At 39.8% G+C, this 24,520-nt stretch carries 22 protein-coding genes; 2 read left to right on the forward strand and 20 right to left on the reverse strand.

Annotated features, from left to right (window positions below):
• Positions 1-3: 3 nt before the first annotated feature.
• The 4 genes from J2S11_RS01105 to hemA form a co-directional block, all read right to left on the reverse strand.
• On the reverse strand, positions 4-837 hold the full coding sequence (locus J2S11_RS01105; RefSeq protein ID WP_307389751.1) for a uroporphyrinogen-III synthase: 834 nt from the start codon (positions 835-837) through the stop codon (positions 4-6).
• Positions 838-844: 7 nt separating this feature from the next.
• Positions 845-1,777, reverse strand: coding sequence for a hydroxymethylbilane synthase (gene hemC, locus J2S11_RS01110; RefSeq protein WP_307389752.1), 933 nt, complete (start codon positions 1,775-1,777; stop codon positions 845-847).
• Between the two features lie 99 nt (positions 1,778-1,876).
• Entirely contained in the window at positions 1,877-2,701 is an 825-nt protein-coding gene (locus J2S11_RS01115; RefSeq protein ID WP_307389755.1) for a cytochrome C assembly family protein, read from the reverse strand.
• A gap of 14 nt (positions 2,702-2,715) precedes the next feature.
• A complete protein-coding gene (hemA, locus tag J2S11_RS01120; RefSeq protein WP_307389758.1) occupies positions 2,716-4,098 on the reverse strand; it encodes a glutamyl-tRNA reductase in 1,383 nt (460 codons plus the stop codon).
• Positions 4,099-4,350: 252 nt separating this feature from the next.
• Between hemA and J2S11_RS01125 the strand changes: the two genes are divergently transcribed.
• Entirely contained in the window at positions 4,351-4,860 is a 510-nt protein-coding gene (locus J2S11_RS01125; protein WP_307389761.1) for a PspC domain-containing protein, read from the forward strand.
• A 130-nt stretch (positions 4,861-4,990) separates the two neighbouring features.
• Here the strand turns inward: J2S11_RS01125 and J2S11_RS01130 are convergent, their stop codons facing one another.
• Positions 4,991-5,485 carry a hypothetical protein gene (locus J2S11_RS01130; RefSeq protein ID WP_307389763.1) on the reverse strand — a complete coding sequence of 165 codons (495 nt, stop codon included), beginning with the start codon at positions 5,483-5,485 and terminating at the stop codon, positions 4,991-4,993.
• 152 nt (positions 5,486-5,637) lie between these two features.
• Complete coding sequence (gmk, locus tag J2S11_RS01135) at positions 5,638-6,207, reverse strand: guanylate kinase (RefSeq protein ID WP_307389766.1); 570 nt, start codon at positions 6,205-6,207, stop codon at positions 5,638-5,640.
• A gap of 253 nt (positions 6,208-6,460) precedes the next feature.
• On the opposite strand from gmk, the gene J2S11_RS01140 reads away from it, so the two are divergent.
• On the forward strand, positions 6,461-7,660 hold the full coding sequence (locus tag J2S11_RS01140; RefSeq protein WP_307389769.1) for an oxalate decarboxylase family bicupin: 1,200 nt from the start codon (positions 6,461-6,463) through the stop codon (positions 7,658-7,660).
• Positions 7,661-7,684: 24 nt separating this feature from the next.
• On the opposite strand, the gene J2S11_RS01145 is transcribed toward J2S11_RS01140, so the two are convergent.
• The 14 genes from J2S11_RS01145 to racE form a co-directional block, all read right to left on the reverse strand.
• Positions 7,685-8,707, reverse strand: a complete 1,023-nt coding sequence (locus tag J2S11_RS01145; protein WP_307389772.1) for a DinB family protein — start codon at positions 8,705-8,707, stop codon at positions 7,685-7,687.
• 96 nt (positions 8,708-8,803) lie between these two features.
• Complete coding sequence (locus tag J2S11_RS01150; RefSeq protein ID WP_307389776.1) at positions 8,804-9,757, reverse strand: helix-turn-helix transcriptional regulator; 954 nt, start codon at positions 9,755-9,757, stop codon at positions 8,804-8,806.
• A gap of 11 nt (positions 9,758-9,768) precedes the next feature.
• A complete protein-coding gene (locus J2S11_RS01155) occupies positions 9,769-10,650 on the reverse strand; it encodes a hypothetical protein (RefSeq protein WP_307389779.1) in 882 nt (293 codons plus the stop codon).
• 123 nt (positions 10,651-10,773) lie between these two features.
• Positions 10,774-11,730 carry a type I phosphomannose isomerase catalytic subunit gene (locus tag J2S11_RS01160; RefSeq protein WP_307389782.1) on the reverse strand — a complete coding sequence of 319 codons (957 nt, stop codon included), beginning with the start codon at positions 11,728-11,730 and terminating at the stop codon, positions 10,774-10,776.
• 211 nt (positions 11,731-11,941) lie between these two features.
• Positions 11,942-12,553: a ribosome biogenesis GTP-binding protein YihA/YsxC gene (gene yihA / locus J2S11_RS01165; protein WP_307389784.1), complete on the reverse strand. Its 612-nt coding sequence runs from the start codon at positions 12,551-12,553 to the stop codon at positions 11,942-11,944.
• A 1-nt stretch (position 12,554) separates the two neighbouring features.
• Positions 12,555-14,894 (reverse strand): endopeptidase La, encoded by a 2,340-nt coding sequence (lon, locus tag J2S11_RS01170; RefSeq protein WP_307389786.1) that lies wholly within the window; start codon positions 14,892-14,894, stop codon positions 12,555-12,557.
• 198 nt (positions 14,895-15,092) lie between these two features.
• Entirely contained in the window at positions 15,093-16,781 is a 1,689-nt protein-coding gene (lonB, locus tag J2S11_RS01175) for an ATP-dependent protease LonB (protein ID WP_307389789.1), read from the reverse strand.
• A gap of 181 nt (positions 16,782-16,962) precedes the next feature.
• Positions 16,963-18,231 carry an ATP-dependent protease ATP-binding subunit ClpX gene (clpX, locus tag J2S11_RS01180; protein ID WP_307389792.1) on the reverse strand — a complete coding sequence of 423 codons (1,269 nt, stop codon included), beginning with the start codon at positions 18,229-18,231 and terminating at the stop codon, positions 16,963-16,965.
• Between the two features lie 11 nt (positions 18,232-18,242).
• Positions 18,243-18,833, reverse strand: coding sequence for an ATP-dependent Clp endopeptidase proteolytic subunit ClpP (gene clpP, locus J2S11_RS01185; protein ID WP_307389794.1), 591 nt, complete (start codon positions 18,831-18,833; stop codon positions 18,243-18,245).
• Between the two features lie 92 nt (positions 18,834-18,925).
• On the reverse strand, positions 18,926-20,212 hold the full coding sequence (gene tig / locus J2S11_RS01190) for a trigger factor (protein WP_307389796.1): 1,287 nt from the start codon (positions 20,210-20,212) through the stop codon (positions 18,926-18,928).
• Positions 20,213-20,431: 219 nt separating this feature from the next.
• Complete coding sequence (locus tag J2S11_RS01195) at positions 20,432-21,241, reverse strand: hypothetical protein (protein ID WP_307389798.1); 810 nt, start codon at positions 21,239-21,241, stop codon at positions 20,432-20,434.
• Between the two features lie 177 nt (positions 21,242-21,418).
• Positions 21,419-22,162: a ribonuclease PH gene (gene rph / locus J2S11_RS01200; RefSeq protein WP_307389800.1), complete on the reverse strand. Its 744-nt coding sequence runs from the start codon at positions 22,160-22,162 to the stop codon at positions 21,419-21,421.
• Positions 22,163-22,465: 303 nt separating this feature from the next.
• Positions 22,466-23,563, reverse strand: coding sequence for a GerMN domain-containing protein (locus J2S11_RS01205; RefSeq protein ID WP_307389803.1), 1,098 nt, complete (start codon positions 23,561-23,563; stop codon positions 22,466-22,468).
• A 94-nt stretch (positions 23,564-23,657) separates the two neighbouring features.
• Positions 23,658-24,497, reverse strand: coding sequence for a glutamate racemase (gene racE / locus J2S11_RS01210; RefSeq protein ID WP_307389804.1), 840 nt, complete (start codon positions 24,495-24,497; stop codon positions 23,658-23,660).
• Positions 24,498-24,520 lie beyond the last annotated feature (23 nt).

The following is a 24,520-nucleotide window of genomic DNA, read 5'->3' on the forward strand; positions in this document are numbered from 1 at the left end:
GGCTTACACCTGCTTCCTTGTAAAGTAAAACTCGATTTCATTAACTAATGCTTCTCCTGTATAGGGAGTAGCCTCTATGTGAACATTCATACCGTAATCCTTAGCCGTTTGAGCTGTAATTGGTCCAATGCAGGCAACAATTATGGGGGATGTATTCCAATCTAATTGAAGGTCATTCTCCTTAAGCAAGGCCATAAAATGCTTGATCGTAGAACTACTAGTAAACGTAAGCACATCCAGTTGATTACGAGCAAGCATAGAGATGAAATCTTGAACATCCTCCTGCCTGTGCTTGACTTTTACCGTTTCATAAACAATGATCTCAAGAACATCAATCTCATAATCCTCTAAGGTTTGCTTTAACTGCTTCCTAGCCAAATTTCCCTTTGGAAAAAGCACACGCTCCCCAGCAATTATTTTGCTACTTAATTCAGCCCCGAGCTCCTCTTGCTTAGCCTTCGATGGCATGAAGTCAACCTTCCATCCGGCTTGAATAAGTACTTCTTTTGTGATTGGGCCAACCGCTGCAATTCGAATATTTTTTAAAGCTGGACGTTCCAGCCACTCCTCATATCCAAAAAACTCACGACAGCACTGCATGAAGTACCTCACACTGTTGACACTTGTGAAGATGATCCAGCTAAACGATTCTAGGTTCTTCAGTACGTGCTGAATCTCCTGGTGCTGGTCTACTTTTCGAGTTTTAATCAAAGGAAAAAGATAAGGAGTTGCTCCCTTAGCTTCCAGCATATCCAGCATGGACTTTGCTTGGTTTGTTGCTCTTGTAACAGCTATGTGTTTTCCCTCTAGAGATCGTTGTACATGTTCCCTACTCATCGGCTTCTTAGTCGTCCAGTTGACTTCTTACTTCATCTAAAATCTCCTTTGCTCCTTGCGCAAAGAGACGATCAGCAAGCTCTTTACCAGCTTGACTAGGCTCTGCACCTACTACATTTTCCTTAATTAACTTTGTCCCATCTGGCTTACCTACCAATCCAGTTAATGTTACCTGTCCATCAACCATTTTAGCATAAGCAGCGACAGGGACCTGACAGCCACCTTCAATCCGAGCTAAAAAGGCTCTTTCCGCTTGAACCTCGATTCCCGTTTGAGTATGGTGAATACGCTGCAGGAGTTGAATAAGGTCTTCATCCTGTAGACGGCATTCAATTCCCAATGCGCCTTGTCCAACGGCCGGTAGACAATGCTCCGGCTCCAAGAATTGTGTTACTGTTTCCTCAGACCACCCCATGCGCTCCAAGCCAGCTGCTGCCAAAATTATAGCATCATACTCCTCTTCCTTTAGCTTTCTCATACGAGTATCGATGTTCCCCCGTATCCATTTCACTTCTAAATCAGGTCTGAGAGCTAAAAGCTGCGCTGATCGCCTCAAGCTACTTGTTCCTATAACTGATCCAGCAGGAAGCTGCTCAAGTGTTACACCTTGATTAGAAATAAGAACATCGCGAGCATCTACGCGTCTTGGAATACATCCAATGGTCAACCCTGCTGGGAGAACAGCAGGCATGTCCTTCATACTATGAACGGCACAATCAATTTCCTCATCAAGCATAGCCTGTTCGATCTCCTTTACAAACAGCCCCTTTCCTCCAACCTTGGAAAGCATGACGTCGAGAATTTGATCTCCCTTCGTTACCATTTCTTTAATTTCAAAATGGTAGGGTAAGCCTAAGCCTTCTAATTGCTTAATTACCCATTTTGTTTGAGTTAACGCCAAGGCACTTTTTCTCGAGCCAATCACAATCGTTCTTTTCATTCAGCTTCATCCTTTCCTAAAACAGCAAGCTTTCTAACAGATTTAGAGCAAGCATTGGTAAAATGCAAATGAGCAGGGCTAACCAGTCGCTAGCCATATTTATGTCCATAAATGGAAGGTAGAAAATAGATTTGATAACACATAGTTCACAACAAGGATGAAAAAGCAGATTACATTTAGCTCTGTAATCCGTTTACCTGTCCAGCCTCGTACAACCCTCTGAAATAAATAAATGGTATACATAAGTAAAACAAAAACGGATAGAATAACCTTTGAATCAAATATCCACTCCGCCCCTTCAAGCGTATGAAAAGCCCATATAGAGCCCAATATAAGGCTCAGAAAGAGCAAAGGAACAGCGGCAATATTAAGAAAAAAAGAAGCCTTGTCCAGTTGAGCCAAGCTAGGCCCCCTCTTCATTTGATTATTCCACTTTTTTTGTTTTAATAGTCTATGCTGATAGAGATAGATGACCGAGAATATAGCAGAAAGAGTAAAGGCCGCATAGCTTAAAAAGGCCATTGTGATATGAATAACTAGCCATCCTGATGTAAAATGAGTAGCTAGCTCCTCTGAAATGTTTCTGCTCTCCAAAAACATGCTCATAGCCATAATTGAAAATCCGACCACATTTGTGAAGAATAAAAAGATATCCATTCTAAAAAAGATATTCACCAATAAGCTTAACGTAATGAGTAACCACGAAAACAAAAACAATGTATCAAATTTCGACCAAAATGGAAGTGCCTCCTGAAGAAACACTTGACTGACATAAATCGTCTGCGAAATCCAAACAATAGAAAGCAACCAGAAGGCAATTTTGTTTGCCTTCCGGTTGTTTTGTAAGAAATCAAAGAAATAGAAAAGGACACTACAGGCATAGATTACAATAATTAAATCATACAAAATACTTTGTATATGCACCTGCTAACCTCCCTTTACTGATACATAATAGGAAGTTTGACAGAAGCCGATTCCTTTAGTGTTTGTTTCCTTTTATTTTCTATAGCTTGTGCAAGCTGCTTTGCATTTTCAATTTTCTCCTGCTCTACAAGCTCATCCTCTAAGGCAAAAATCTGAGTAAACATATCTAGAGATTCCTTAGAATGAGGCTCCGCAGCCATCTCTTTAACCCTAGTAATAGGATCACGAAGCAATTGATTAATAATGCTCTTCGTGTGCTTACGAATCACCTTCAATTCTCTTTCATCTAACTCTGGACATTTATTCATAATACTTTGCATCGTTTCATCCTGAATAGCTAACGCTTTTTGTCTCAGCGCTGAGATAATAGGGACAACACCAAGAGTGTGAACCCACTTTTGAAACTGATCAATTTCATCCTTAATCATCAGCTGAATTTTTTCAGCTTCACGTTGGCGTTCCTGTATATTAGCCTGTACAATTCCGTTTAGATCATCAATATCATATAGGAATGCGTTCTCTACTTGATGAATGTCAGGATCAAGGTCACGTGGTACAGCTATATCGATAAAAAACAGGGAATGATGCTGACGTTTTTGCATCACTTTTTCAACTAAAGCCTTATCCACCATATATTCGTTAGAACCTGTTGAACTGATAACGATGTCCACTTTAGCCAAACAATCTGCTAGCTGATTAAGCTCATAAGCTTGCCCATTCATTTTTGCTGCTAGCTCACGCGCTCGATCAAATGTCCGATTCACCACATATATATCTGTAACACCTTGTCCAGCAAGATGTTTTAATGTTAATTCACTCATCTTCCCTGCACCTAAAATAAGGACCGACTTTCCGGCAAAATGACCAAAAATCTTTTTTCCTAGCTCAATGGCCGCATAGCTCACAGATACCGCGTGTTCACCAATTTGAGTCTCAGCATGCGCTCTTTTGGCCATCGTAATCATCTGTTTAAAGAGCATGTTAAAAATAGTACCTGTTGTACCCTGCTCTTGAGCCATAAAGAAAGCATCCTTAATTTGTCCTAGAATCTGAGTTTCACCTAGCACCATTGAATCCAATCCTGCAGGAACTTCAAATAAATGCTTTAATGCTGTTTCATTTTCCTTAACGTCAAGATAGGGAGCAAAATCTTCCTTGCCCACTTGGAACCATTCAGACATGAAGGTCTTTATAAAGTGACGTCCCGTATGCAGTTGATCCGCTACAGCATAAATTTCCGTTCTATTACATGTAGCTACAATGACACATTCTAGGATACTTTTCATTTGGCGAAGCTGAATTAGAGCTTCTGGTAAGCGATCAGCATCAATCGTAAATTTCTCACGAATATGAACTGGGGCCTTTTTATAATTAATTCCTATAGATAAAATGTGCAAGCGACTCACCCCCACAAAAAACTAAATCTACAATCATTTTTCCCTAAAAAACCGCTACTAGTCTTGTCGCTTAATATTATAACAAAAATAGACGAAACATATGAAATAAAAAGCTTGATTTTGTGAAAACTGTTTGAATTAATCCCTACACTTTTTCCCAAAACACTGTAAATCATGGTACACTAGAGTGGATGCAAGATCAAATGTTATATAATTTCTAGCCAAAATGCTGGAAAGTGAGGGGGGCAGTCCATGCAGAATAGATTATATAAGTCGAGAAATGACAAAATTTTAGACGGTGTGTGTGGAGGAATAGCCAGATACTTCAACGTAGACGCTGTATTGATCCGATTAATTTGGGTTATCGCCTCGATCTTTCTTGGTCAAATTTTCTTTGGGGTTATTGCTTACCTAATAGCTATGATCATCATTCCTACTGAACCAGGAAATCATCGTACTCAAAAGATAAACAAAGAAACTGATGAACAGCAGGAATATACTCAAAATGAATCTGCTATGCAGAACTCTTCAAATAGTAGTATGGATGATTACAATGATGAAAAAAGTTATTCTCAGCGCTCTGGAAGCAGCACCTCATTTCTGCTAGGGCTAATATGTATTGTAATTGGTGCTCTGGTCATTTTAGGGAATGTTTTTGACTTCAATCTTAGAACTTGGTTTAGGATGTCTAGTGATATTATTTGGCCGTCTCTACTCATTGGATTAGGCTTGCTTCTTCTAATTAGGAGACCACGCCATTAGTTAAATGATATCAGCTTTTAGGAGGACCTTCTTTTAGAATGCTTGAAGAAAAAAATAGAACTGTTATTCCAATACGGAATGACAGTTTTTTGTTTTAGGACACACTATTAGAAATTATAGGATATCTGTCCTATAACGAGGGCCACCGCTTTTTCTTATTCTTTTTAGCGTCTTCTCCCTTTTCTCCTTCTTCGTCTCCTACTATAAACTCGTTTTCATACTCTTCTTTGGGAATAGGTACGCTGGAGACCATGAGCTCATTTGCTCTGAAATCAATAACAGGGATATCATTATAGGTAAGCTCTCCATCATTTATTATGGAGTCTAATTGACCACTTCTAATTCCAGCCATAACCGTTGGTATTTGAGTCGTTATCGGTGAAGATGACTCCCATATCGGTAAGCTGGCAATAGCCTGACCTACCTCTGGATCGAAGCCCTCTACCTGTAACTCCGTTGTATTTTCATCCAATGATTGAAAAGAGCTTTCATCGTATTGTAGAGTGTTTTCTAAGTAATCGAGTGTCTGATCATTCTTCGCTTCGGCATCAGAGCATCCTGAAAGAGCAAAAATTGCAATAAGTAAACTATATGTCCATATAGGCTTCCACTTCATTTTACTCATTAGGTTGACACACCCTTCTCCTATGTTCAAAACGAATTCAAATTTTATTTACCCCTAAAAAACAAAAAAGAAACCTTATAAATTCTGATAGTGTAAAAAAGGCAGCTTTTTCTTTAAAAAGTTGCCTTTAATCTTAGATATATGAGTAAGCTCTATTTCATTATTCCTTCCATAACATGACGAACAATGTCATCGCATTGAGCAATCGCCTTCTCTAGATCATCGTTCACAACAGCATAATCAAAGTATGGTTTTTTTGAAGCCTCGTGATCTACGCGCTTTAGACGTTTAATAATATCATCCATGTCATCTCCACGGGTAACAAGGCGTTCCTTTAGCTCATCAACGCTTGGTGGTTCAATATAAACAAGGACAACATCTCCATTAAATTCCTGCTTCATTCGTAATGCACCATTGACATCAATGTCCTTAATAACAACTTTATTTTGTTCTAAAGCTTCATAGTACTTATCCTTTGGAGTCCCATACCAATTTTCATGAACCTGTTCGTACTCAATAAAAAATTGCTTAGCAATTCTATTTTTAAACTCCTCCTTGGATACGAAAAAATAAGGAATACCTTCTGTTTCACCATCCCTCATTGCTCTTGTGGTCATAGAAGGGATATATAATAAGGAGGGGTATCTATTTCGCAACTCATTAATAATGGTGTTCTTCCCCACTCCGCTAAACCCTGAGAATATAATAATCTTTCCTGACATGCATCTTCCCCCTAAACGATACGTTAAGACATTCACTAAATGATAAAGATTAGTGTTAGATTCAATAGTTGTAATTATAACATTTTATTATAGGAGCAAGTCAACTTCCTCAAGCCACTATATTGGTTAGTATTGTGTTTCCTACACGAAATAGTATTCCTAACGTTTCTTTCATTCAGGAATGTCAGAGAACTCAGATCATATATATGATAAAGACCTTCTAGATTTACATGTCTTTGAAAGAGGTGTTTTAATGGTAAAACCTTCACAGGATGCCCCTGATAACAGGAATATCCCACAGCCTATAAGGAAAGATGGTAAGGGAGCAACAGATTTGGGTCCAAGAAATGTCATGCGTGACCTCCAAAACCCTAACTTACTTGTCCCACCAGCAACGGATTCAGGAACTGTACCTAATCTAAGGTTCTCATTCTCTGATACACATATGCGCTTAGAGTATGGTGGCTGGTCACGCGAGGTCACAAAAAGAGAGCTTCCAATTGCAACCACTCTCGCCGGAGTAAACATGCGCTTGACCCCTGGAGGTGTTCGAGAATTACATTGGCATACACAAGCAGAATGGGCCTTTATGATTTTAGGAACAGCTCGTATCACAGCTGTTGATCAATATGGTCGGAGCTTTATTCATGATGTTACAGCTGGAGACCTTTGGTATTTCCCTCCAGGTATCCCTCATTCCATACAGGGCCTAGATGATGGATGTGAATTTTTACTTGTTTTTGATGACGGTGGGTTTTCTGAAAATGATACATTCACAATTTCCGATTGGTTTGCTCGTACACCAAAGGAAGTCCTTTCAGCTAACTTTGGAGTAGAAGTTGCACAGTTTGCTTCCATTCCATCCAAGCAAAAATATATATTTCAGGGTGAGATTCCTGGTCCAATACCCTCTCAGAAAACTTCGGATTCATCTACGTTGCCACCTTTATCTCTGACACACCGATTATTAGCTCAAACACCTCTTCGGACGCCTGGAGGAACTGTTCGAATTGTAGACTCCACAAACTTTCCCATCTCCACAAGAATAGCTGCCGCTTTAGTAGAGGTTGAGCCTGGAGCTCTGCGAGAAATGCATTGGCATCCGAATAATGATGAATGGCAGTATTATCTCACTGGAAAAGCTAGAATGACTGTCTTTGCAGCTGATGGTACAGCTCGAACCTTTGATTATCAGGCTGGAGATGTTGGTTACGTACCTTTTGGCTTTGGACATTATATCCAAAATACAGGTAGTGAAACACTGTGGTTTTTAGAAATGTTTCAGAGTTCTACATTTGCTGATATCTCCCTTAATCAATGGATGGCTCTAACCCCACCTGAGCTTGTTAAAGAAAACCTAGATGTGGGAGAAGAACTCATTCAACATCTTCGAACAAATAAAGAACCTGTTGTAAAAAACAACTATTCAACACAGTATAGAAATGGTTTCTAGCACCGTGTAAAAACAGATATGGACCTATTTAATGGCAATATAAATATCAATTTGAGCATCTTCAGGGTCTATACTACGCTCATCATAAAGCTCAAAATCCCCTGTGTACGCTCTTTCCAAATCGGTAGACTCAGTCCATTTCCAAATATATTCCCAGGCTTCAGAGATAATCTTATAGATGGGTCCCCTGTTCGTTGTAAAAATTACATATCTTGCCGCAGGAAGGATGATTTCCTGTAAATCACCCTCTTCCTGCTCTTTCTGCCTACCTCGACTATTTTTTATGACATCCTTTATCTCTTGTTCAGAGTCATCCACACAATATCCAATGAGAAGCTTATATTCACCATCCACTTCTTTTTCATAGTCATAATAAACACTGTAGATAGCTGGAGATTCAGCCAATTGGTCAAGCTTTTCATACAAGCCAAGCTTCCAAAATTGGTTCCAATGCTCAGGAATTTGTGGCTTGTCACTCGTTTCTATAGCATTATTAGTTTTCATAGCTAAGCCGATCAAGTGAGTTTCATCAATCTCAACGATACTTGTTGGTTCACATAGACCTCTTGTTTCTCCCGAAAGGGAAGAATCCTCTCCTAAAAAAGGAGTAAGTTGCTTCTTATGATGCTGATCATGGTGGACAAAAATTTTCAGGAACCCATCGATAGAGTATTTTCTCTTCCCTTTACCAATCGTAAATTTCATAGAAGAATCATACTTCTTCTTAAGAGCATGAACAAAAGCCTTCCTTGTTTCTAAGAAAGCTACTAGAACAGCTTCTCCATCCTTAAATTCAGCTGCTTTCCTAAGAGCCTCCTGATTATGCTTTTCAATATCGATAAAAGGCGGTAAAGCTGCCCCATCCTCCATTAGTGGAACCATCTCTTCTAAATTGTATTGATCCCAATTCCAAAGATGACAAACCATCTCCTTTAATGTCCACTTTCCTTCTCCTAGTGGAGTGATCCACTGCTCTTCCGATATCACTTTTAAGTTAGACACATAGTCTACAAATGTCTCGAACTCCTCCATTGTCTTACTGTACATAGTATCTAATCCCCCTCTTTGTTTTCAATACAAGTGTAACAAAATGAACCTGACACCCTAGTGTCAGGTTCATTGAGACTTTATACCTTATAATAATTAATTATATTGCTTAGATTCAGCGTATTGATTCCCCACTTGCTTAGCTATGTCTTTAATTTTTTGCCGAAGATGGGTAGGCTCTAGAACCTCAACTCCTGCCCCGAAGCTTAAAATAAAACCATACAACCAGTTATCTTCTGGAAACAAAGATTCTACCACATAGTATCCTTGCTTATCCTTGTTAAGCTTTTCAACCCCAAACCATTCCTCAGCTAGTTGATGTGTCTTAGGGTGAAAACGAAGCACTACTTTCTGCTGGTTGGCTGGCTTATTCCACTCCTTCTGCCAAGGAATATCAGCTAATGAGATCGATTCTCTGACAAAAGCTTCATTAGTCAGATCAATGTTTTTCATCCGTTGAAGCTTGAAAAGGCGAAAACGTTCCCTATTCTGACAAAAGGCATAAAGATACCAACTGTGCCTCTTCAGCACTAACGTATAGGGCTCAACTGATCTATGAGTTCTGTCTCCTTGAGGACTACAGTATAAAAAAGTTACAACCCATTGCCTCTCTATGCTCTTCTTTAATTGTTCAATCTTATTTTCTAGTTCTGGATTATCACTCCAAGATGAAAGGTCAATAATAAATTGCTTTGTTTGCTCTAGGAAACGCTCCGCGTCATTTGTTGGAACAATACTACTAAGCTTTTCTAGAAGAAGCTGATGTGTTGTATTGGCATGAGTCGTTGATAAGCTTTGAAGAGCTGTAAATATAGCGGTCAACTCATTATTTGTTAAAATATTTCGATCTAATTTATAGCCTTCCACCAGTCCGATACCACCATTTGCCCCTTGCAGGGTCACAATCGGTATCCCTGCTTGATTAATGGACTCAATATCTCGGTAGATCGTCCGCACTGAAACCTCAAATAAGTCAGCAAGCTCTTTGGCTTGAACCTTCTTTCGGTTTAATAATAATACAACTATAGAAAGTAATCGCTCGAGTTTCATAATATGTCTAATTATTCTGCATTAAAAATAACTGGACTAATGGTTGCAACTATATAGTCATTGTCCTTAAAAGGCTCAGTATCTACAACTTTAGCTGTGATCATTCTTCCAGTAAACTGTGCAGCCTTTCCTATAGATGATTCGGAAGCTTCAACAACCTCTATAAATTCTCCTACTAAATTAGGGATAAAAACAAATGAAATGTTTCCATTTAGTAATTTTTCGAAATGATTTGGTGATACAGGTACACTGGTTAAGAAACTGTTTTTTTGTATTACTCCAAGATGAAAAGCCTCTCTATTTTCTGTCTCCATGTGTATATTAATTAAAGCCTCTTCAACGGTCACCTCTTTAAACTGATACTTTACAGGAGAGCGTAAGCTTGAAATCGCCTCCTCAATCGTAGAACCCTTCTTCAATACCGGGGTATTCAAGGGCTGTACAGGTTCTCTATTTGTCTCTTCAGTTCGATTTATGTCCACTTTTTTCTCCTCGAATAGAGTAAATTCCTTAGCCGCTGCAGCATCAGAATGAATATCTATTGCTTGGATAAATTTCTCCACTCTCTCACTCAAGCTCATCGCTTCATTTAAAGGAAGAACCTCCTGCAAGTTCGTGCTTGCGTTATGTTTCAAATACATCAAATTTTTGTAGAAGGCAAATAGATCAGAATTTGATCTTTCCTCTAGATAATCAAGTACTTGTTTTTCTGTGACTATTCCTGAAGTGTTCGGTGTTCCGTCAGAGAGCACTACAGCACAAACAGCTTGGAATGCAGCGTAGTACAAAGCGCTTACCCCAGAATTAATACTATCATTCCTTAATTCTTCCTTACCTGTCTTCAAAAAATCCCTTGACTTGTTTAAGCTCTTACGCACATATCTAGTGCTCAAAACACTTCACCCTCCTTACAGGAATTAATCCCTTTAACATTTTAAATTCAAAGGATATTAATATGTATAATTTGCCATTGAAACTAAATATTCCTGCTTAAAATGAAGGGGTTGAAAGTTTTTTTACGTATGGCTCCATATCAGCTCTATCTCACCCCTGCTTTCCCAAGCTTGCACACCATAGGGTAGAATAAAATGATCACCTTTTTGAACAGAATAGGAGTTGCGATCGTTAACTACAATTTCCCCTTCTCCATCCACAACACTAACTAGTAGATAAGCAGCTCCTTTTAGATGCCTTAGGGACTGGTGATTAAGACAATGGTATACATTAAAAAGATCGCTAGAAATAAGCTGTCTTACCTTTCCAGCTTCTTGATCAATCAGAATCTTTGGAGGAATAACGCATGATTGATGAGGAAACATGGTTACTTTTATGGCCTTCTCCAAATGTAATTCTCTTTTTTTGCCTGTTTGATCTACACGATCAAAATCATAGACTCGATAGGTCGTATCCGAGCTTTGCTGAGTTTCAAGAATTAAAGCCCCTTTGCCAATGGCATGAATGGTTCCACTTGGAACATAGAAAAAATCTCCTTTTTTTATCGAAATTCTATCCAATAGCTCATTCCAGCGTTGCTCCTCCGCCATTAGCATAAACTCCTCCGGAGAGCTAGCGTGATGACCAAGAATCAGTTCAGCCCCTTCTACAGCATCTAGAACATACCAGCATTCGGTCTTGCCAAAAGCCTCATTGTCTTCTAGCTGTTGGGCCTGAGTGTCATTAGGATGCACTTGTACAGAAAGATCATCACTCGCGTCCAATATTTTTACTAGTAAAGGAAACTCTCCCTGAACTTGAGGACCAAATAATTGAGCTTCATTCTCCCACAAATCAGCAAGAGAACTACCTTGGTAAGCACCGTCTCGCACTATGCTCTGTCCATTTGAGTGCGCTGAAATAGCCCAGCACTCTCCTGTTTTTTCATAGGGTAGCTGATAGTTAAAGCTCGCTAATCGATTCCCTCCCCAAATTCTATCTTGAAATTGAGGCACAAAAAAAATAGGCTCTTCTAACATGAAGCGTTTCTCCCATCCTCTTGTAATAATCATTCTTTGTATTTTCTAACTCTACTAAAGCATGTTTCTCCTATAAATTCAATAGTAAAGGATGGGAGCGTTTAAGGATTTAAAAAGTCAAAAAAAATCTAAGCCTTGTTACCATGTTCAGAAATTGAACAGTGTACTTTAGCTTAGACTATCATTAATATCTTTATATGAGTTCTTATTTTTATTCCTCTTCTTCTGCTCTGAACGGCTTTGAACGAATATAACCCATTAATGCATTCCATGCCTGATCCTTGCCTTGTGCTGTTTCAGCCGAGAAAGGAATGATTAACGTTCCTTTTGCTCCTAATGAATCCTTAATCAGCTTCACATGCTTCTGAACCTTCCCCTTTGGAATCTTGTCTACCTTTGTAGCCACAATGATACATGGAATTTGATTATAGGTTAACCATTCGTACATCGCCTTATCATCCCTTGAAGGCTCATGACGAATATCGATTAATTGAACAACCACTCTTAGCTGTTCTCTCGTAGAAATATACTCCTCTATAAACTGTCCCCATTTTTCACGCTCAGTCTTTGAAACTTTAGCAAAGCCGTAGCCTGGAACATCAACAAACATGAAGCCCCCATTAATTTTATAAAAATTTAATGTTTGCGTTTTTCCTGGCTTAGAGCTCGTCCTAGCCAAGCTTTTACGGTTAATCATCTTATTTATGAAAGAAGATTTTCCTACGTTAGAACGCCCAGCCAGAGCAATTTCTGGCAGGGCATTATTTGGGTATTGCTTAGGGCCGACAGCACTTATGACTAATTCTGCTTCCGTTACTTTCATTTTATTTCTCTCCCGCGTGTGCCTTTTGTTTCACTAATGCGTGCTTTAACACTTCATCCATATGCTCCACAGGAATAAACGTCAAGTCTTCACGGACACTTTCGGGAATTTCCGATATGTCCTGCTCGTTGTCCTTTGGCATGATAATGGTTTTGAGTCCAGCACGATGGGCAGCTAAGGATTTTTCCTTCAGTCCACCAATCGGTAAAACTCTACCCCTTAATGTAATCTCTCCTGTCATCCCAATAAACTTGGAAACCGGAGTACCAGATAAGGCGGATACTAGCGCAGTCGCCATTGTTATACCCGCTGATGGACCATCCTTTGGAATAGCTCCTTCAGGAACATGAATATGAATATCCTTTTTCTCATGGAAATCAGGCTCAATTCCTAGCTCTTTTGCTCGAGAACGAATGTAACTAAAGGCGGCTTGAGCCGATTCCTTCATAACCTCTCCTAACTTCCCTGTTAACGTTAGCTTTCCTTTGCCTTGCAAGACGGTAATTTCAATGCTAAGGGTGTCTCCTCCGACAGCCGTCCACGCTAAACCGGTCGCCACACCTACTTGGTCAGTTACCTCTGCTAACCCAAAGCGAAACTTAGGATTTCCTAATAAATCTTCAAGTGTATTATCCGTTACAACCACTCTCTTCTTTTCTCCGGACACGATAATCTTAGCGGCTTTACGACAAATTGTTGCCATAGCACGCTCCAGATTACGAACTCCAGCCTCTCTCGTATAGCGGCGGATGACCTTAACCACTGATTCATCCTTCACCTGCAGAGAGTTCCCACTCAAGCCGTGCTCCTTCTTCTGTTTAGGCAGCAAATAATTTAAGGCAATATGCTTTTTCTCTACCTCAGTATAGCCTGGAATATAGATCATTTCCATTCGATCAAGCAATGGACGTGGAATCGTATGAGTCGAGTTTGCTGTCGTAATGAACATAACCTTTGATAAATCATAAGGTTCTTCAATATAGTGATCACTAAATGTGCTGTTTTGTTCAGGATCAAGTACCTCAAGCATGGCTGAAGCAGGGTCACCTCTGAAATCACTAGCCATCTTATCAATTTCATCCAATAAAAAAACGGGGTTTATGGTTCCTGCCGTTTTCATTCCTTGAATAATTCGGCCTGGCATAGCGCCTACATAAGTTCGGCGATGTCCACGAATTTCAGCCTCATCACGAACTCCACCTAATGATATGCGAACAAATTCCCTTTCTAGTGACCTAGCAATAGAACGCGCTAATGACGTTTTCCCTACCCCTGGAGGACCCACTAAACACAAAATAGGTCCTTTCATTTTATTCACTAGCTTTTGAACAGAAAGATACTCAAGCACGCGCTCTTTGGGCTTTTCTAGACCATAATGGTCTTCATCTAGAATTTCTTCTGCTTTATTAATATCAATTTGTCCTTCTGATTGCTTAGACCAAGGTATGGATAACAACCAATCAATATAAGTGCGGATGACACTGCTCTCAGCAGATGTTGGAGGCATTTTTTCATAGCGCTCCAGCTCTTTTTCTATTTTTTTTCTTATCCGTTCAGGAACATTGGCCTTCTCCATTTGCTGGCGAAGCTCTTCAATTTCTCCTGTCCGTCCTTCTTTATCCCCAAGCTCCTTCTGAATAGCCTTCATCTGTTCCCTAAGGTAGTATTCCTTCTGTGTCTTTTCCATCGACTTTTTGACACGCTGACCAATTTTTCTCTCGAGTTCAAGGACTTCCTTCTCATTGCTCAGAATACCCAAAAGAAATTCCAAACGTTGGCGCACATTCGTTGTCTCCAGGATCTCCTGCTTTTCTTTGATTTTTAGCGTGAGATGTGAAGCAATCACATCTGCTAGTCGTCCCGGCTCTTCAATATCATGAACAGTCGCTAGAGTTTCAGCAGATATTTTCTTTGATAACTTAATATACTGTTCAAATTGCTTTAATACGGCTCTCATCAGAGCTTCTGTTTCAGGTGAATGATCATCCTCATCGGCAAGCTCATCAACCCGAACTTGAATATATTCACTGTTTGTTACAAATTCTTTGATCTGGGCTCGTGTTAGTCCTTCAACTAAAACTCGAATTGTGCCATTAGGTAGCTTAAGCATTTGCTTTACATTAGCTATCGTACCAACCTGATAAATTTCATCTTCTTCTGGATCATCTATATGCAGATCCTCTTGAGTAGATAGTAAAATTTTATGATCATCCACCATGGCCTGCTCAAGGGCTTTAACTGATTTTTCTCTCCCTACATCTAAATGTAAAACCATTGTAGGATATACAAGCAGCCCTCTTAATGGCAATAGCGGAATTAAACGACCTTTAACGTCCCCCATAAATCTACACCTCCAAATGCGGTTCCTGATTCTATTCGTTCTTGATTTTTGTAGTTTTTCATAAGACTTTGGGTGTTGAGTAACATTTTATCTTATTCTAGAACCTTTTGTCTAACGATAACGTCATATGCTCCAGATTTCTCGAAGCTCCCATTCTGATCTATTCTTCTGCTAAAGGGAAGAAAGGATGCTTTGGTATTAAATTGGACTTGAGGTAGCAGATAGAATGTCTGCCGTTTGTGGAATTTCAATGGTTTCTTCCTCGACTTGCTCTTTCTCCATTAAAGCAAGGTCGAAAACCTCTCTAAGGTATTCGACAGGAATCACCTTAATGTCCTTCATTTCCTCAAATATTGCCTGATAGTTATCCTTAGGTACAATAACTCTTGTTGCTCCAGCCTGTATCGCTGCTTCTACCTTCGCTACTACTCCACCTATGGGCTTTACGCGACCGTGTATACTGATTTCTCCTGTCATAGCCATTTTATTATCTACAGGTATTTCTTTAATAGCTGAATAGATGGCGGTGGCCATCGTAATTCCTGCGGATGGTCCATCAATTGGTGTTCCTCCAGGAAAATTAACATGTAAATCATACTGATATGGATTAATATCCGTTCTTCTTAAAACAGTCAATACGTTTTCTATTGACCCCTTGGCCATTGATTTACGACGGATAGAACGATTCCCCCCACCCATCGTTTCCTCTTCAGCCACACCTGTAATATTAATGCTTCCCCTTCCCTTTTCTTTAGCTGGGTTAGCAATGACTTCAATTTCAAGGAGTACACCCATATTTGGTCCATATACAGCTAGGCCATTCACAAGCCCAATCTGTGGTTGCGTTGGAATCTTCTTCTCCGGTCTTGGTGAGATCTGGCTACTGTGGACGACCCATTCTACATCTGCTGTTTTAATATTTTTACGCTCCTCAGACATAGCAATACCCGCTGCAATTTGTACAACATTAACCGCTTCTCTTCCATTTGTTGCGTATTTAGTAATGACTTCAATCGCTTGTTCTTCATATTCAAATTGAATTTTCTCCATCGCCTTCCTCGCGATTTGTGCAATCTCTCCTGGCTTTAAAGAGCGAAAGAAGATTTCTAAGCACCTTGAACGGATTGCTGGGGGGATTTCATCTGGAGTTCTGGTTGTGGCACCAACAAGACGAAAATCTGCCGGAAGACCGTGCTGAAAGATATCATGAATATGATTAGGTATATTAGCATTATCTTCATTGTAATAGGCACTCTCTAGAAAGACCTTGCGATCCTCTAATACCTTTAATAATTTATTCATTTGAATAGGATGAAGTTCTCCAATTTCATCAATAAAAAGCATCCCACCATGCGCCTTTGTTACCGCTCCTTGCTTCGGTTGCGGAACTCCTGCTTGCCCCATAGCTCCTGCTCCTTGATATATCGGATCATGTACTGAACCTATCAGTGGATCTGCAATCCCACGTTCATCAAACCTTGCGGTGGTCGCATCAATCTCAACAAATTTAGCATCCAGCTTAAAGGGCGATTTGCTGTTCCTTTTGGCCTCCTCTAAAACTAGCCGCGCGGCCGCTGTTTTACCCACTCCAGGTGGTCCGTAGATGATCACGTGTTGTGGATTTGGACTACATAAGGCAGCCTTTAGTGCCCGAATCCCCTCTTTTTGCCCGACAACTTCTTCAAAGCTTTTAGGTCTTGTTTTTTCATTTAATGGCTCAGATAGCGAAATCGACCTTAGCCTTCTCAACTGCTCCATCTCTTTTCTTGATTCTTTATCTACGGCAACCTTGCTGGTTCGCTGATTTTTTAACAAATTCCAAAAGTACAGTCCGATAATTATACCGAAAAAGATCTGTACAAAGATAACAATTGCCATAATATCCATGTATGTGTGTTCCTCCCTATCTGTAGTTTTGGCGATATTTTGTAGTATTGCCTGTTCATAGGGTAGATAAACAAATAAAACTTGGAATTTCCTTTATGGCAAAATCAAAGCCTATACTGCTTTTTTCCTTTTAAAAGGCAGTATAGGCTTCTATAAGAATTAGTTAAACATCACCCGTTTATTAGGCACTTTCCTTTGGCTTTTCAATTTGGATGACGTCGCCTTCCTTAGTTAGCAGTAATGGAGATCTTTTCTTTTCCACTACATCTAAGGTAATCTTACATTTACTAACATCCTCTCTTGAAGGAAGCTCAAACATCATATCTAGCATTAACGCCTCGATAATGGAACGCAATCCACGTGCTCCTGTATTACGAGTAATCGCTTCTTTAGCAATAGCCCTTAGAGCATCCTCGTCAAATTCTAACTCTACCTCATCCATTTCAAATAGCTTAGAATATTGTTTAACTAAAGCATTCTTTGGCTGTGTTAGGATTTGAATCAAAGCCTCTTCATCCAATGGCTCTAATGTAGAAATCACAGGTAGACGACCAATAAATTCAGGGATTAGTCCAAATTTCAAAAGATCCTCTGGAAGAACCTTAGATAGATATTCCCCTGCCTTTAAGTCAGCAGCTTCTGAGCTTGATCCAAACCCAATTACTTTTTTACCTGTACGTCTTTTAATCAGTTGCTCTATCCCATCAAATGCCCCTCCACAAATGAACAGAACATTAGATGTATCAATTTGAATAAATTCTTGATGTGGGTGCTTTCTTCCACCTTGTGGAGGAACGCTAGCTACTGTTCCCTCTAAGATTTTGAGCAGGGCTTGTTGCACCCCTTCACCAGAGACATCTCTTGTAATCGAAGGATTTTCAGATTTCCTAGCTACTTTATCTATCTCATCAATGTAGATGATCCCTTTTTCTGCTTTCTCTACATCATAATCAGCAGCTTGGATAAGTTTTAAGAGAATATTTTCAACATCCTCTCCAACATAACCTGCCTCCGTTAAGGAAGTTGCATCAGCAATAGCAAATGGTACATTTAAAATACGTGCTAATGTCTGAGCAAGTAGCGTTTTCCCACTTCCCGTTGGTCCAAGTAATAAAATATTACTCTTTTGCAGTTCAATATCATCATTTTTAGAGCTAGTGCGGATGCGTTTATAGTGATTATACACAGCTACTGCTAATGATTTTTTTGCTTGATCCTGACCAATAACATATTCGTTCAAGATTTTGCGAATTTCCTGAGGCTTAGGAATTTCCTTTAGCTCTAGCTCTTCTTCATTTCCTAATTCCTCTTCTACGATTTCTGTACATAGATCGATACATTCGTCACAAATATATACACCAGGACCGGCTACAAGCTTGCGTACCTGATCCTGAGATTTGCCGCAAAATGAACATTTTAGCTGTCCTTTTTCTTCATTAAATTTGAACATATTACCACCCCTTATTTCTGATCATTATGGGTGATGACCCGATCTACTAATCCGTATTCCTTCGCTTCCTCAGCACCCATAAAGAAATCTCGATCTGTATCTTTTTCTATGCGTTCAATAGGCTGCCCTGTCACATCAGCATATATTTGATTCAGCTTTTGACGTGTCTTAATAATCCAATCGGCATGAATCTTAATGTCTGATGCTTGACCTCTAACCCCACCCAAAGGCTGATGGATCATAATTTCACTGTTAGGTAGAGCAAACCTCTTGCCTTTTGCTCCTGCCGCGAGTAGGAACGAACCCATACTAGCAGCAAGACCAACACAGATTGTGGAAACATCTGGCTTTATGTATTGCATCGTATCGAAGATAGCTAGCCCCGCTGTCACAGAGCCACCCGGTGAGTTTATGTATAAGCTTATATCTTTGTCAGGGTCATCAGCTGTTAAAAATAATAGCTGGGCCACTACAATATTAGACACATGATCATCGATCGGTGTGCCTATAAAAATAATACGATCCTTTAACAATCGAGAGTATATATCATAAGCACGCTCTCCACGATTGCTTTGTTCTACAACCATTGGTATTAAATTCATGGACTACTCTCCTTCCTTCAATCTTTTAGGGGTAATAAACAAGGCACGAAAACTCGCGCCTTGTTCTTCTATAACCTTACCAACATTTTAGTTTATGCAACCGTCTTGCTATTCTGTACTAAAAGATCTACAGCCTTACGAATACGAACATCCGCCTTAAGACCATCTAATTGACTTCCTAAACGCTGTTTAAGCTCATCAACCTCAAGCCCATACATGGAGGACATCTTCGTAAGCTCCTCTTCAACCTCTTCGTCAGAAACCTCGATGTTTTCTGTATTAGCGATCGCCTCAAGAGTTAGGTTAACAACCACCCTCTGTTCAGCATCTCCTTTAAACTGTTCCCTTAAACCTTCTTTGTCTAAACCTGAGAATTGGAAATATAAATCTAAATTCATACCTTGCATTTGTAGGCGTTGCTCGAACTCTTTAGACATTTGCTCAATTTCCGTTTCAATCATGGCAGCAGGGATATCAATCGTTGCATTCTCAGCCGCTTGTTTGATAACCGTATCCTTTTTATAAGCATCTTCTTCTTCTTTTGCTTTTTCTTCTAGCTTCTTAAGAAGATCAGCTTTATATTCGTCAAGGGTTTCAAATTCAGAAACATCCTTTGCAAACTCATCATCAAGCTCTGGCAACTGCTTACGCTTAATTTCGTGAACTGTAACTTTAAATGTTGCTTCTTTCCCTTTAAGCTCCTCTGAATGATAATCCTCAGGGAATGTCACTTTAATTTCCTTCTCTTCACTCTTTTTAGCTCCAACTAACTGATCTTCGAAGCCTGGAATAAAGCTGTTTGATCCGATTTCAAGAGAATAGTTTTCTCCTTTACCTCCTTCAAAAGCTTCTTCACCAAGAAAGCCTTCAAAATCAATTACAGCTGTATCTCCTTGTTCAACAGTGCCATCTTCAATGACAGTAAGCTCGGCTTGACGATCACGAATTTTGTTCAGCTCTTCGTTAAGATCCTCATCCTTCACGGAGAAATCCTTCTCTGGAATTTCAAGACCTTTGTACTCCCCAAGTGTTACTTCAGGCTTAACTGTTACTGTAGCCTTAACGATCAATGTTTGACCACGCTCGATTTGCTCTACGTCAACCTCTGGACGATCTACTGGCTCAATGCCAGTTTCATCAATAGCACTGCTGTACGCTTCTGGTAGAAGAATATCTAAAGCATCCTGGTATAAAGATTCCACACCAAAACGAGCTTCAAAAATTTTACGAGGTACTTTCCCTTTTCTAAAGCCTGGAACGTTTACTTTACCAACTACTTTTTTAAACGCTTTATCTAAAGCATCTTCAAGCTTTTCTGGAGCAACCTCAATCGTTAGGACTCCTTGATTATTTTCTAACTTTTCCCATTTTGCACTCATTTTATAACTTTCCCTCCTATGTATCTAGCTGCTTATTCAAAAGCAGATAACGATCCTGTTAACTAGATCCGTTTCCCAGTGTAACCCCTTCATTATATCACAAACCTACCTCTTTTCAAGTTGCGTAAATAGGTCTACAATACCTTGGTCTCATTGTATTTATCACATAAACCATAGCTGAAAAATATACAATGAACCCCCTATCCATTTAACAACACTTTAAGGCAGATAAACCATTTCAAGATAAAACTGTCTTTCCGCTTCAACTACCTCATCAACAGATAGGTTATATTGTTCCGCTATTCTTTGTAACTGATTCGCTGCGATTTCTTCATGAATTATCCTAAGCGTATAATAATGTAAAGCAGCCGTCCACTTATTTGCTTTCTCAATTTCAGGAATAAATGGAAAAGATCTCTCCAAATAAAAAAGCCACGCTTCCTTACTCATTTCAACCAGACTGGGATCTCGGTAAGCAATATCCTGTAATAGTTCTAGGGGTTTTAAATATGCTGAATCCCATTCCCCAAGTTCTACAGGTACTTGACTTAATGAAATATAAGCCTTGCTTCCTCTCTTCTCTATCTCAACACTCCAAGAGCCTGGACAGATAAGCTTGCATTGCTGAACAATTTTTGTTTTAAGAAGCGGATCCCCCTTAGCGTAAAGCAAAAACTGTTGAAGTACGGCAAAAACACCTTCATCTATAAAGCTATGCATTTGCTCAAATGTTTGCCACTGTTTTTTTAGATCAGTCTGTAGTATTCCTTTTTTCCAATCCTCTAATTGATCAGCACTAATTTCCGCTCTTATAAAGGCTTGCTTGTGAGAGTCTTCTAACTGAAGCTGATCAGCTAGTGAGTCTCTCAATTGCTTCGCTTCTTCATGCTTAGGATCTAAGTCAATAACTTCATCAAGCAATCTTATCGCATCGTCTAGGTTTTCTTCCTGCAAAGCAAGTGCTGCTTGGCGAAGGTAAAGCTGTACGAGATTGGGAAACGGTACCACATTATCTAATGATTCAGTCATGGGAATCTCCTTCGTTCTTTCTGCCTTTATATCATAAGCAAACACATATTGTAAATGAAGAATGCTTGTCCTCTTTCCCTTACTGAATGTAAAAAGCAAAAAGAATCTAGGCGAGGTTTCACTATCCCTCTCTAGCCATTCTTTTTGCTTGTTTTTGTTCACATATTTTAGCTATCTCTACTGCTCTCCAATTCTTTCTACAATCATTCCTAGTGTTTGTTTTTGTATGTCGATTAGCTCATGAATTCCTTTTTCTCCTAAACCTAAAAGACTATGTAGCTGCTCTTTTGAGAAAGGATGTTCTTCACCTGTACCTTGAAGCTCTACAAACTGTCCGCTACCTGTCATCACAATATTCATATCAACAGTCGCTTTGGAGTCTTCTTCATAGCATAGATCTAATGCCGCTTGACCATCAGGCAAAATCCCCACACTGGTAGCAGCCAGGAAGTCCTTGACCGGTAGTTTCTCGAGCTTTTTTTGGAGTAAAAGCTTTTCTAAAGCTAAAATCAAAGCGACAAAAGCCCCCGTAATAGCTGAGGTTCTTGTCCCCCCATCTGCTTGAATGACATCACAGTCAATCCAGATTGTTCTTTCTCCAAGCCTATCTAAATCTACAACAGAACGTAAAGCACGCCCAATAAGTCGCTGGATTTCCATCGTCCTTCCACCAATTTTCCCCCTAGCAGCCTCCCTTGCATTTCTTGTTTCCGTCGCCCTAGGTAACATGGAATATTCTGCGGTCACCCAGCCTTTGCCCTGTCCCCTCATAAAAGGAGGAACCTTATCTTCAATCGATGCTGTACAGATGACCTTTGTATCTCCAACCGATATTAAAACCGAACCTTCTGCATGCTTAATGTAGTTAGGTTCAATTGTAACCTCTCGTAATTGATCATATGATCTTTCATCCGTTCTCAAATCGCACACTTCCCCTCATTAATTGTTCCCTTTCCCTTATCTTATATCAGTACGTCTTGTTTCATACCCTATGAAGATGTTAATACTTCAACTTCAACAAGACTCATTATATGTTTACGGGATAGAATACGATCTATCTCAAAGCTTATTAGCTCTGATCGTATTAGACAAACTTGGCTTATCGCCAAGTCATAGCGAAAGCATTAGTTTTTCTTATACTCTGAACTTACAAAGCCTGATCGTATAAAAAAGAGGTAAGCAATCGCTACCTCTTATCACGCTTCATTATATCAGTCTGAACCCTTAAAAACCAGTTTGATTTATAGCTATTGGCCTTGTAACTGGCTGAGACAAATCATAGCCGGCAGGGCTCTTTGCTCCAGATTCCCCATTTACTAAAAACTGAACGTTATGAACCTTTGCACCCTCCGTTAACGAAAGAACGACGGCCTCAATGGTAGCATCAGAAGCAAGCTCCTCTTCTTCTGTATATTGAAGCAATGTTTCATCAAAGTTAAGGAGAACCGTTTCTCCATCATGCTCAATGGAGAGGACTTCTGTTGATGGAAGGACATCAGAGACAAGACCTGATCCAAGCTGCGGACCAGCAATTAGCTCCTTTATTGTAGTTACTACTAGATCCTGACTTCTAGGAACAAGCCGAGTGACAGGAACATAATACTCATGATTGGCACTAGGGCTTTGGGCTTTAAAATATAATGTAATAGCTGTTGTGCGTCCAAGCGCTGTTCCGGAAGCTACCTCCACATTAATCCCGTCCTTACGACTAAAGGATTCACCGATTGGTGTTTGATTAACAGGCATCACATTTGTCTCATAGCCATTAATCATAACTTGAACCTCATTAATCGTTTCAAACTCCGTTAATGTCCACGTAATGGCTTCTAGAATTCCTTTTTCATCCTCCGCATGATAGTTTTTAAACTCATTGGAGAAGTTGACTACTGCGATCCCATTTTCCTTTACATTCACAGAAAGCTCTGTGCCGGCTGGTAGGACCGCTCTCATCCCATTAGGTAAGTATTCCGTCACCGGACCGTCAACAACTAGATATTCTAGTGCTTGTGTGGCTACTCCCTCTGTATGAGGCAACTGAACGGTAAGTGGAACGACATATCCTTGATGATCAAATAAGTAAAGCGTTCTTTCCTGTGTGCTTACAGAAACGCTTCCTTCTTGCTCTCCTTCGGGGCTACCAGCCTCTTCTTCAGACCCAAATTCGAATACAATTTCAGTAGAATCTTGAACTTCTGTATAGTCCTCTTGTGGAGGATCTATTTGTCCTGTTTCATTATCTTTTGGTCCAAAGACACATCCTGTAGCCAGAATCGTAAGCAAGCTTAGCACAGCTATCCATATGATTGTCATTCTTTTGCCCATTGTTTTCCCTCCTTAGGTGGTTTGTACTACTATGTATACGAGCCATAAGGCAAATATATAACTAAAAAAAGCACCATTATGTTAGCTATAATAGCTACACAATAGTGCTTTTTGTATCAAGCCATTGACTATTTTCAAGGGCTTCAGTTGGTATATATTGAACATTGATAGGTTGGGCCAGCCATGATTCAGCTATGTGCTGGAAAACGGACAGCTTACCACTTGTGAAAAAATGATGCTCTGGCCTTCCGAATTTCTGTGAAAGAAGATTCTTATGGAAGAGAATCGTACTGACCTCACGAGCTGTTTCATCTGCTGAGCTAATAAGTTGGATATTATTGCCCATAACCTTCTGAATAAATGGGGCTAACAAAGGATAGTGTGTGCAGCCAAGAATCAAGGCATCTATGTCTTCCTCCTGAAAGGGAATGAGGGCTTCTTCTACAATGCTAAGCACATCCTGCTCTTGAAATGTCCCTTCCTCTACTAAAGGAACAAATGTGGGACAAGCTAAGCTTTTGACGTATAGCTCTGGATGAATTTGCTTAAGAGCATAATCATAAAGACCACTTTGTATCGTATTCTGAGTACCAATGACCCCAACTCTTCCTCTTACTGTTGCTTTGATTACAGACCGAACACCTGGATGAATAACACCGATAATTGGAATATTAGATTTTGCATTTAATTCCTCCAAAATGACGGCTGTTGCTGTGTTACAGGCAATAACAATCATTTTTGGATCGTACTTTTGTAAAAAATCAATGATTTGATAGCTAAACTCTTTTACCTCTTCCTTGCTTCTGGAGCCATAGGGACATCTAGCTGTATCCCCAAAGTAAATAATTTCTTCTCTTGGTAGCTGTCGCATTAGCTCCTGAACGACAGTTAATCCACCTACTCCGGAATCCATAACAGCAATGGGTTTATTCAAAGGTGAACACTTCCTTCTCTCTA

The sequence above is a fragment of the Bacillus horti genome, from assembly GCF_030813115.1.
GTDB classification, from domain to species: Bacteria; Bacillota; Bacilli; order Caldalkalibacillales; family JCM-10596; genus Bacillus_CH; species Bacillus_CH horti.

What these genes read in the sequence shown, in the direction of transcription:
- J2S11_RS01130 (WP_307389763.1), bottom strand. Translation starts at nt 5,485, where the DNA reads ATGAGTAAAATGAAGTGGAAGCCTATATGGACATATAGTTTACTTATT.
- lon (WP_307389786.1), bottom strand. Translation starts at nt 14,894, where the DNA reads ATGGGGGACGTTAAAGGTCGTTTAATTCCGCTATTGCCATTAAGAGGG.
- J2S11_RS01105 (WP_307389751.1), bottom strand. Translation starts at nt 837, where the DNA reads ATGAGTAGGGAACATGTACAACGATCTCTAGAGGGAAAACACATAGCT.
- clpX (WP_307389792.1), bottom strand. Translation starts at nt 18,231, where the DNA reads ATGTTCAAATTTAATGAAGAAAAAGGACAGCTAAAATGTTCATTTTGC.
- J2S11_RS01160 (WP_307389782.1), bottom strand. Translation starts at nt 11,730, where the DNA reads ATGTTAGAAGAGCCTATTTTTTTTGTGCCTCAATTTCAAGATAGAATT.
- gmk (WP_307389766.1), bottom strand. Translation starts at nt 6,207, where the DNA reads ATGTCAGGAAAGATTATTATATTCTCAGGGTTTAGCGGAGTGGGGAAG.
- tig (WP_307389796.1), bottom strand. Translation starts at nt 20,212, where the DNA reads ATGAGTGCAAAATGGGAAAAGTTAGAAAATAATCAAGGAGTCCTAACG.
- hemC (WP_307389752.1), bottom strand. Translation starts at nt 1,777, where the DNA reads ATGAAAAGAACGATTGTGATTGGCTCGAGAAAAAGTGCCTTGGCGTTA.
- J2S11_RS01140 (WP_307389769.1), top strand. Translation starts at nt 6,461, where the DNA reads ATGGTAAAACCTTCACAGGATGCCCCTGATAACAGGAATATCCCACAG.
- lonB (WP_307389789.1), bottom strand. Translation starts at nt 16,781, where the DNA reads ATGGATATTATGGCAATTGTTATCTTTGTACAGATCTTTTTCGGTATA.
- J2S11_RS01205 (WP_307389803.1), bottom strand. Translation starts at nt 23,563, where the DNA reads ATGGGCAAAAGAATGACAATCATATGGATAGCTGTGCTAAGCTTGCTT.
- yihA (WP_307389784.1), bottom strand. Translation starts at nt 12,553, where the DNA reads ATGAAAGTAACGGAAGCAGAATTAGTCATAAGTGCTGTCGGCCCTAAG.
- J2S11_RS01145 (WP_307389772.1), bottom strand. Translation starts at nt 8,707, where the DNA reads ATGTACAGTAAGACAATGGAGGAGTTCGAGACATTTGTAGACTATGTG.
- J2S11_RS01150 (WP_307389776.1), bottom strand. Translation starts at nt 9,757, where the DNA reads ATGAAACTCGAGCGATTACTTTCTATAGTTGTATTATTATTAAACCGA.
- clpP (WP_307389794.1), bottom strand. Translation starts at nt 18,833, where the DNA reads ATGAATTTAATACCAATGGTTGTAGAACAAAGCAATCGTGGAGAGCGT.
- J2S11_RS01125 (WP_307389761.1), top strand. Translation starts at nt 4,351, where the DNA reads ATGCAGAATAGATTATATAAGTCGAGAAATGACAAAATTTTAGACGGT.
- J2S11_RS01195 (WP_307389798.1), bottom strand. Translation starts at nt 21,241, where the DNA reads ATGACTGAATCATTAGATAATGTGGTACCGTTTCCCAATCTCGTACAG.